The 6,852-nt window shown below is 62.9% G+C and carries 7 protein-coding genes; 6 read left to right on the forward strand and 1 reads right to left on the reverse strand.

The annotated features are described in order from the left end of the window. Positions 1 to 123 precede the first annotated feature (123 nt). The 3 genes from dnaK (at position 124) to AB7F49_RS22030 (ending at position 4,044) form a co-directional block, all read left to right on the forward strand. On the forward strand, positions 124 to 2,034 hold the full coding sequence (dnaK, locus tag AB7F49_RS22020; protein WP_428526304.1) for a molecular chaperone DnaK: 1,911 nt from the start codon (positions 124 to 126) through the stop codon (positions 2,032 to 2,034). Between the two features lie 167 nt (positions 2,035 to 2,201). Further along, positions 2,202 to 3,338, forward strand: a complete 1,137-nt coding sequence (gene dnaJ, locus AB7F49_RS22025; RefSeq protein WP_428526306.1) for a molecular chaperone DnaJ — start codon at positions 2,202 to 2,204, stop codon at positions 3,336 to 3,338. A 94-nt stretch (positions 3,339 to 3,432) separates the two neighbouring features. Continuing rightward, positions 3,433 to 4,044: a class I SAM-dependent methyltransferase gene (locus AB7F49_RS22030; RefSeq protein ID WP_428526308.1), complete on the forward strand. Its 612-nt coding sequence runs from the start codon at positions 3,433 to 3,435 to the stop codon at positions 4,042 to 4,044. Positions 4,045 to 4,089: 45 nt separating this feature from the next. Here AB7F49_RS22030 and AB7F49_RS22035 read toward each other — a convergent pair whose 3' ends face one another. Continuing rightward, positions 4,090 to 5,277: an ATP-binding protein gene (locus AB7F49_RS22035; protein WP_428526309.1), complete on the reverse strand. Its 1,188-nt coding sequence runs from the start codon at positions 5,275 to 5,277 to the stop codon at positions 4,090 to 4,092. 135 nt (positions 5,278 to 5,412) lie between these two features. Between AB7F49_RS22035 and AB7F49_RS22040 the strand changes: the two genes are divergently transcribed. The 3 genes from AB7F49_RS22040 to AB7F49_RS22050 form a co-directional block, all read left to right on the forward strand. After that, complete coding sequence (locus tag AB7F49_RS22040; protein ID WP_428526311.1) at positions 5,413 to 5,994, forward strand: NADPH-dependent FMN reductase; 582 nt, start codon at positions 5,413 to 5,415, stop codon at positions 5,992 to 5,994. Further along, entirely contained in the window at positions 5,991 to 6,707 is a 717-nt protein-coding gene (gene pyrF, locus AB7F49_RS22045) for an orotidine-5'-phosphate decarboxylase (RefSeq protein ID WP_428526313.1), read from the forward strand. The genes AB7F49_RS22040 and pyrF overlap by 4 nt, the downstream gene beginning before the upstream one ends. Before the next feature lie 12 nt (positions 6,708 to 6,719). Next, a partial coding sequence (locus tag AB7F49_RS22050) for a DUF1330 domain-containing protein (protein ID WP_428526317.1) occupies positions 6,720 to 6,852 on the forward strand: 133 nt, incomplete at its 3' end.

Raw genomic sequence — 6,852 nt, forward strand, 5'->3', positions numbered from 1 at the left:
CGATGATCATTTTAGAGGGGGTCGGTTTACGGACGCGCGGCGGGGATGACCCGTCGAATCCCACGGTCCATCCGGGTGCCGGTTCAGGGCCCGGCCGATCTGCCTGAAAGAGAGGAAAGAACAATGTCAAAGGTCATCGGTATCGACCTCGGCACCACCAATTCGTGCGTGGCCGTGATGGAAGGAAAGACGCCCCGCGTTATCGAGAATGCCGAGGGCATGCGCACCACGCCTTCGATCGTCGCATTCAGCGACGACGGCGAGCGGCTGGTCGGCCAGCCTGCGAAACGCCAGGCGGTGACCAATCCCGAGAGAACCATTTTTGCGGTCAAGCGGCTGATCGGCCGCCGCTACGATGACCCGACGGTGGAGAAGGACAAGAAGCTTGTCCCCTACAAGATCACCAAGGCCTCCAACGGTGACGCCTGGGTCGAGGTCGACGGCAAGACCTATTCGCCCTCGCAGATTTCCGCCTTCATTCTGCAAAAGATGAAGGAGACGGCCGAAGCCCATCTCGGCCAGAAGGTCGATCAGGCCGTCATCACCGTTCCCGCCTATTTCAACGATGCCCAGCGCCAGGCGACCAAGGACGCCGGCAAGATCGCGGGCCTCGAAGTTCTCCGCATCATCAACGAGCCGACCGCAGCGGCTTTGGCCTACGGCCTGGACAAGCAGAAGCAGGGCACCATCGCGGTCTATGACCTCGGCGGCGGCACCTTCGACGTGTCGGTGCTGGAGATCGGCGACGGCGTGTTCGAAGTGAAGTCGACCAATGGCGACACCTTCCTCGGTGGCGAGGATTTCGACATGCGGCTGGTCGGCTATCTGGCCGACGAATTCCAGAAGGAGCAGGGCATCGACCTGCGACGGGACAAGCTCGCTCTGCAGCGCCTGAAGGAAGCGGCCGAGAAGGCGAAGATCGAGTTGTCGTCCACCACGCAGACCGAAATCAACCTGCCATTCATCACGGCGGATGCCTCCGGTCCGAAACATCTGACCATGAAGCTGACCCGTGCCAAGTTCGAGGCGCTGGTCGATGATCTGATCCAGAAGACGGTCGAGCCGTGCCGCAAGGCGCTGAAGGATGCCGGTCTCTCTGCATCCGAGATCGGAGAGGTGATCCTGGTCGGCGGCATGACCCGTATGCCGAAGGTCCAGGAGGTCGTGAAACAGCTCTTCGGCAAGGAGCCGCACAAGGGCGTCAACCCGGACGAAGTCGTGGCGATCGGCGCCGCGATTCAGGCCGGCGTGCTGCAGGGCGACGTCAAAGACGTGCTGCTGCTCGACGTGACGCCGCTGTCGCTCGGCATCGAGACCGAGGGCGGCATCTTCACCCGCCTGATCGACCGCAACACCACGATCCCGACCAAGAAGAGCCAGGTGTTCTCGACCGCCGCCGATAACCAGAACGCGGTGACCATCCGGGTGTTTCAGGGCGAGCGCGAAATGGCGGCCGACAACAAGATGCTCGGCCAGTTCGACCTGATGGGCATTCCGCCGGCGCCGCGCGGCGTCCCGCAGATCGAGGTCGCCTTCGACATCGACGCCAACGGCATCGTCAACGTCCAGGCCAAGGACAAGGGCACCGGCAAGGAGCAGCAGATCCGCATCCAGGCGTCGGGCGGCCTGTCCGAAGCCGACATCGAGAAGATGGTGAAGGACGCCGAGGCGCATGCCGAGGACGACAAGAAGCGCAAGGCTGCGGTCGAAGCCAAGAACCACGCCGAGGCGCTGGTCCATTCGACCGAGAAGGCGCTGTCCGAGCACGGCTCCAAGGTGGCAGAGAATGATCGCCGTGCGATCGAGAATGCGCTCGCCGATCTGAAGGAAGCGCTGAAGGGCACCGACAGTGACGCGATCGCGGCCAAGTCCAACATACTGGCGCAGGCTTCGATGAAGCTTGGCGAGGCGATGTACAAGGCGCAACAGGACGGCGGATCGGATGGTCCGGATGCGTCCGGTGGCACCAAGAAGGACGATGTCGTCGACGCGGAATTCACCGAAGTCGACGACGACAAGAAGAAGTCGGCGTAAGCAGCCGCGGAGAAGGATTGATGGCCCTCATCCTGAGGAGCGCGGCGCGCATCTCGAAGGATGGGGGCCATTGTTTTCTGGGGCACCAACGAAATCTCGTCCTTGGGTACGCATCGTCGCGCGGTGCTGCTCAGGATGAGGTCTCGATTTCGTGGTGATAGTTATCGATGGCCAAGACTTGCTATTACGAAACCCTCAGCGTCGCGCGTACCGCGACGGATTCCGAGATCAAGACCTCGTATCGCAAGCTCGCGATGAAGTGGCACCCGGACCGCAATCCGGGCGACAAGGCGGCTGAAGGCAAGTTCAAGGAAATCAGCGAGGCTTATGACGTCCTGAAGGATGGCGACAAGCGCGCGGCCTATGACCGCTTCGGCCATGCCGCCTTCGAGCAAGGCAATGGTGCCAGCGCGCATGGCTTTGGCGCCGATTTCGGCTCGGCTTTCTCCGATATTTTCGAAGGCATATTCGGCATGGCGGGCGCTCGCGGCCGCGCCTCAGGGGGCCGCGAGCGCGGCGCCGATCTCCGCTACAATATGGAGATCACGATGGAGGATGCCTATTACGGCAAGACCGCCGAAATCCGCATTCCCACCTCGGTCACCTGCGAAGCCTGTTCGGGCTCGGGCGCGAAGGCTGGTACGCGTCCGAAGACCTGCTCGACCTGCGGCGGGCAGGGACGGGTGCGTCACGCCCAGGGCTTCTTCACGCTCGAGCGGACCTGTCCGGCCTGTCAGGGCCGCGGGCAGGTCATCGAGGACCCGTGCCCGTCCTGTTCCGGCTCCGGGCGCGTGACGCGTGACCGGATGCTTTCGGTCAACATTCCGCAAGGGGTCGAAGACGGTACCCGTATCCGGCTGGCGGGCGAGGGCGAAGCGGGCTTGCGCGGCGGCACGGCGGGCGATCTCTATATCTTCCTGTCACTGGCCTCGCACTCGATCTTCCAGCGCGATGGCGCAGATCTCCATTGCCGGGTACCGGTATCCATGGTCACGGCCGCACTTGGCGGCGAGTTCGAAGTGCCGTCCATCGATGGTTCGCGTAGTAAGGTTAAGGTCCCGGCGGGCACGCAATCCGGACGCAGATTCCGCCTTCAGGGCAAGGGCATGCCGGTCCTGCGTTCCAAGCAGAGCGGCGACATGTACGTGCAGGTGGTCGTGGAAACGCCGCAGAATCTGACGAAACGCCAGCGCGAATTGCTTGCCGAGTTCCACAAACTGTCGTCCACCGAGACGCAGCCCGAGGCGGCCGGCTTCTTCGCCCGCGTCAAGGAATTGTTCGATCTTGGGTCTCGCCCGCAATGACCAAAGCCCCCGGGTCCTGGGGCTGCCCTTGGCGGCCGGATACAAAACGGCTATGCCTTGTGCGGGTCACAATAGTTTCACAAACGTAACGGCAATGCGTCCGCAATCCTCCCTCGCTGAAAAGAAGGGCCTGCGTCTCGACGACGAGGTCCGGTTCATTCGCTCCTGGCTGCAGAAGCCGTTGGCGATCGGCGCGGTGACTCCGTCCGGGCGGGTATTGGCGCGTACCATGGCTCGGTATGTCGACACCTCGATACCGGGTCCGGTGATCGAGCTTGGGCCGGGGACAGGTCCGGTCACCGAGGCGCTGGTAGCGCGTGGCGTTCCCCAGAAGCGTTTGGTGCTGGTTGAGTTCAATCCCGGCTTCTGCCGGATTCTGCGCTCGCGGTTTCCGGAAGCTACGGTCGTGCAAGGCGATGCCTACAGCCTGCGGCGCACCCTTGGCGATGTTCTGGAGGAGCCGGCGGCGGCGATGGTCTCCGGGCTGCCGCTTCTCAACAAGCCGATGCGCACACGCATCCGCCTGATCAACGAGGCGTTCGGCCTGATGCAGGAGAATGCACCGTTCGTGCAGTTCACCTATTCGATGGCAGCACCGCCAATTCCCAAAGGCCTGTCACGAGTCGCGGCCGAAGCCTCCGAGCGCATCTGGATGAACCTGCCGCCCGCGCGGGTATGGTCCTATCGCCGCGCGCTGGTGTCGTAGCCTCCTTGCGCGCGACCGGCGCCCCGTTCTGCCCGGCGCTTTCGTCTATTTCCAGTCGTTGCCCGGCATGATCCGGCGCATGTATTGATCGAAAAGCGGCACGGTAAATGCCGTGTCGCCGTGGCTCGGGCTCCAGATCATACCCTTTGAGATCAATTGACTTCGCGTCGGACCAAGCGACGTGACCTCGCGATCAAGCTCCCAGGCGATATCACCCGAGCGATGCGGTCCCGGGCCCAGCTCCGCCATGGCCCGGAGATACCTTTTCTCCAGTGGGGTCAGCCGGTCGAAACGTACGCGAAAGAAGCTCTCGTCCAGGGCGGCCACCGCCGTGGTCGAAGCCAGTTCGACATCATGCAAGGTCATCGGCGAGGACCGTGCGGCGTCCCATGAATGCTTGCCCCATTCCTGCAGGAAATAGGGATAGCCGTGGGTCTCCTCGAAAATGCGGTGGAGCGCGTCGTCGGTGATGTCCACTCCCTGATCGTTGGCCGGCTTTGCGATCGCAAGGCGCGCCGCTTCCTCGGACAGCGGCCCCACCATGGGAAAGTCGAACAGGCGCTCCGCATAGGACTTGGCGCGGCCCATGCGACCGGGCAATTGCGGAAGCCCCGCACCGACCAGTACGACCGGCAGGCTGCGCTGCGATGTTCGGTGCAGCGCTGTAATCAGGGCGGCGAGTTGATCCTCCTCGACATATTGCAGTTCGTCGATGAAAAGACCGAGCGCGGTCTCGGCCGCCTTCGCCGCATTGCCGCTGACTTCCAGCAACGCCTGCAGGTCGTTTTCGAGGTCGCCGTTGTCGGCCAGACCCGGTTCGGGCTCAAAATCGATGCCGACCTCAATGTCCTGATAGCTGACCTTCAGCGCCTTCGCGAAGCCGGCAAGCCCGCGCAACGCGCGTTGCGCCATGTCTTTCGCCCGGCTGCTGCGGGACAGCCGCAATAGCGCCTGACGCAGCTGGGGCGCGAGCATCGCCGGCAACGATCGGCCCTCCGGCGCCTCAACCCGAACGGTGCTGATGCCGGAAGCCTCCGCATCGTCGCGCATGCGGTCGAGCAGAACGGTCTTGCCCACCCCGCGCAGCCCGATCATCAGGATGCTTTTCGCCGGGCGGCCCGCGCGCACACGCTCCAGAGCGATACGCACGATTTCTCGCAGTTCGTCTCGGCCCGCCAGCTCCGGGGGCGGTGTGCCGGCTCCGGGTGCGTAGGGATTTCTTATGGGATCCATCGCATCCAATTTATATGGAGATTATCGAGTTTACAATATTGTTGTAAACTCACTAATCCGACTATAATTCAGTGTCCTCGCCGGACGAGCAGGAGGATTTCCATCGGCTGCGAACGCCATTAGTGTCCTTTCTCCATGTCGCCTCCCAAAATCCTGGTCTTTGCTGGCTCGATCCGCTCCGGCTCGATGAATGCCCGGCTGGCGGCGCTGGCGGCCAAGGAATTTGCGCTCGCCGGCGTAGACACCACGCATATATCGCTGCTGGATTTTCCGATGCCGATCTACGACGGCGATCTCGAAAGCCGCTCCGGACCGCCGGAGGCCGCCATCACGCTGAAGCGGATGATGCAGAGCCACCAGGGTATCTTCATCGCGAGCCCCGAATATAATGCATCCGTGACGCCGCTCCTGAAAAATTCGCTCGACTGGGTGTCGCGCGTGCGCGAGGGCAAGGAGGCGCCCCTCGCGGTGTATCGTGACCGCGCCTTCGCGCTCGGCGGTGCCTCCAATGGCGCTTATGGCGCGATGCGCTCGCTGATGGCGTTGCGGCAGGTGCTGGAACAGGGCTGCGGCGCCCTGGTGATTGCCGATCAGGTCGCGGTGTCCCGTGCGGGCGACGCCTTCGACGAGATGGACAATTTCAAGGACGAGGCCAATGCCAAACGGCTCAGGACCGTGGTGCGGAGCTTGATCGACCTCGCGGGGCATTACGCATGACGGCAGCAAGCCCGAAGGCCGTACCGCGCGAACGCGTGATCGTTGCACTCGATCTGCCTTCCGTGGCAGTCGCAGAAAAGCTCGTCTGGCAACTCGGCGACAGCATCGTCTTCTACAAGATCGGCTACCAGCTCGGCTATGCGGGCGGGCTTTCGTTCGCGCACGACCTGATCAAGTCCGGCAAACAGGTATTCTTCGATCTGAAGCTGCACGACATCGGCAACACCGTGAACAAGGGCGTCGAAAGCATCGTCAATTCCGGTGCAACCTTCCTCACCGTACATGCCTATCCGCAAACCATGCAGGCTGCGCTTGATGCCGCCCGCGGCTCGCCGCTGAAGATTCTCGCGGTGACCATCCTCACCTCCTACAACGACCGCGACGTCAAGGAAGCCGGATATGCCGGATCGGCACGCGATCAGGTAAAAAAGAAAAGCGAACAGGCCTGCGCGCTTGGCATCGACGGCATCGTCTGCTCAGCCGAGGAATCGGAGATGCTGCGGCCGATCGTTGGTCCGACGCGGCTGCTGGTGACGCCAGGCATCCGTCCGGCAGGCGCCGACAACGGTGACCAGAAGCGGATCATGACTCCGGCTGCGGCCATCCGCGCCGGTTCCGACTATCTCGTGGTCGGCCGGCCGATCACGGGCGCTGCCGATCCGAAGGCGGCGGCGGATGCGATCGTGCAGGAAGTGGCCGGTGCCACATCATAGGGAGCGGCTGGAATGGCGCAGGGTTACTGGATCGGACGGGTCGATGTCCACAATGACGAGGGCTACAAGCCCTATGCTGCGGCGAATCCCGCGATTTTCAAGAAATATGGCGGACGCTTCGTGGTGCGCGGCGGACCGTTCGAAT

The organism is Pseudorhodoplanes sp., from assembly GCF_050250235.1.
Classification (GTDB): domain Bacteria; phylum Pseudomonadota; class Alphaproteobacteria; order Rhizobiales; family Xanthobacteraceae; genus Pseudorhodoplanes.

Excerpts from the sequence above, each read along its gene's own strand:
- dnaK (WP_428526304.1), top strand. The coding sequence starts at position 124 with ATGTCAAAGGTCATCGGTATCGACCTCGGCACCACCAATTCGTGCGTG.
- dnaJ (WP_428526306.1), top strand. The coding sequence starts at position 2,202 with ATGGCCAAGACTTGCTATTACGAAACCCTCAGCGTCGCGCGTACCGCG.
- AB7F49_RS22030 (WP_428526308.1), top strand. The coding sequence starts at position 3,433 with ATGCGTCCGCAATCCTCCCTCGCTGAAAAGAAGGGCCTGCGTCTCGAC.
- AB7F49_RS22035 (WP_428526309.1), bottom strand. The coding sequence starts at position 5,277 with ATGGATCCCATAAGAAATCCCTACGCACCCGGAGCCGGCACACCGCCC.
- AB7F49_RS22040 (WP_428526311.1), top strand. The coding sequence starts at position 5,413 with ATGTCGCCTCCCAAAATCCTGGTCTTTGCTGGCTCGATCCGCTCCGGC.
- pyrF (WP_428526313.1), top strand. The coding sequence starts at position 5,991 with ATGACGGCAGCAAGCCCGAAGGCCGTACCGCGCGAACGCGTGATCGTT.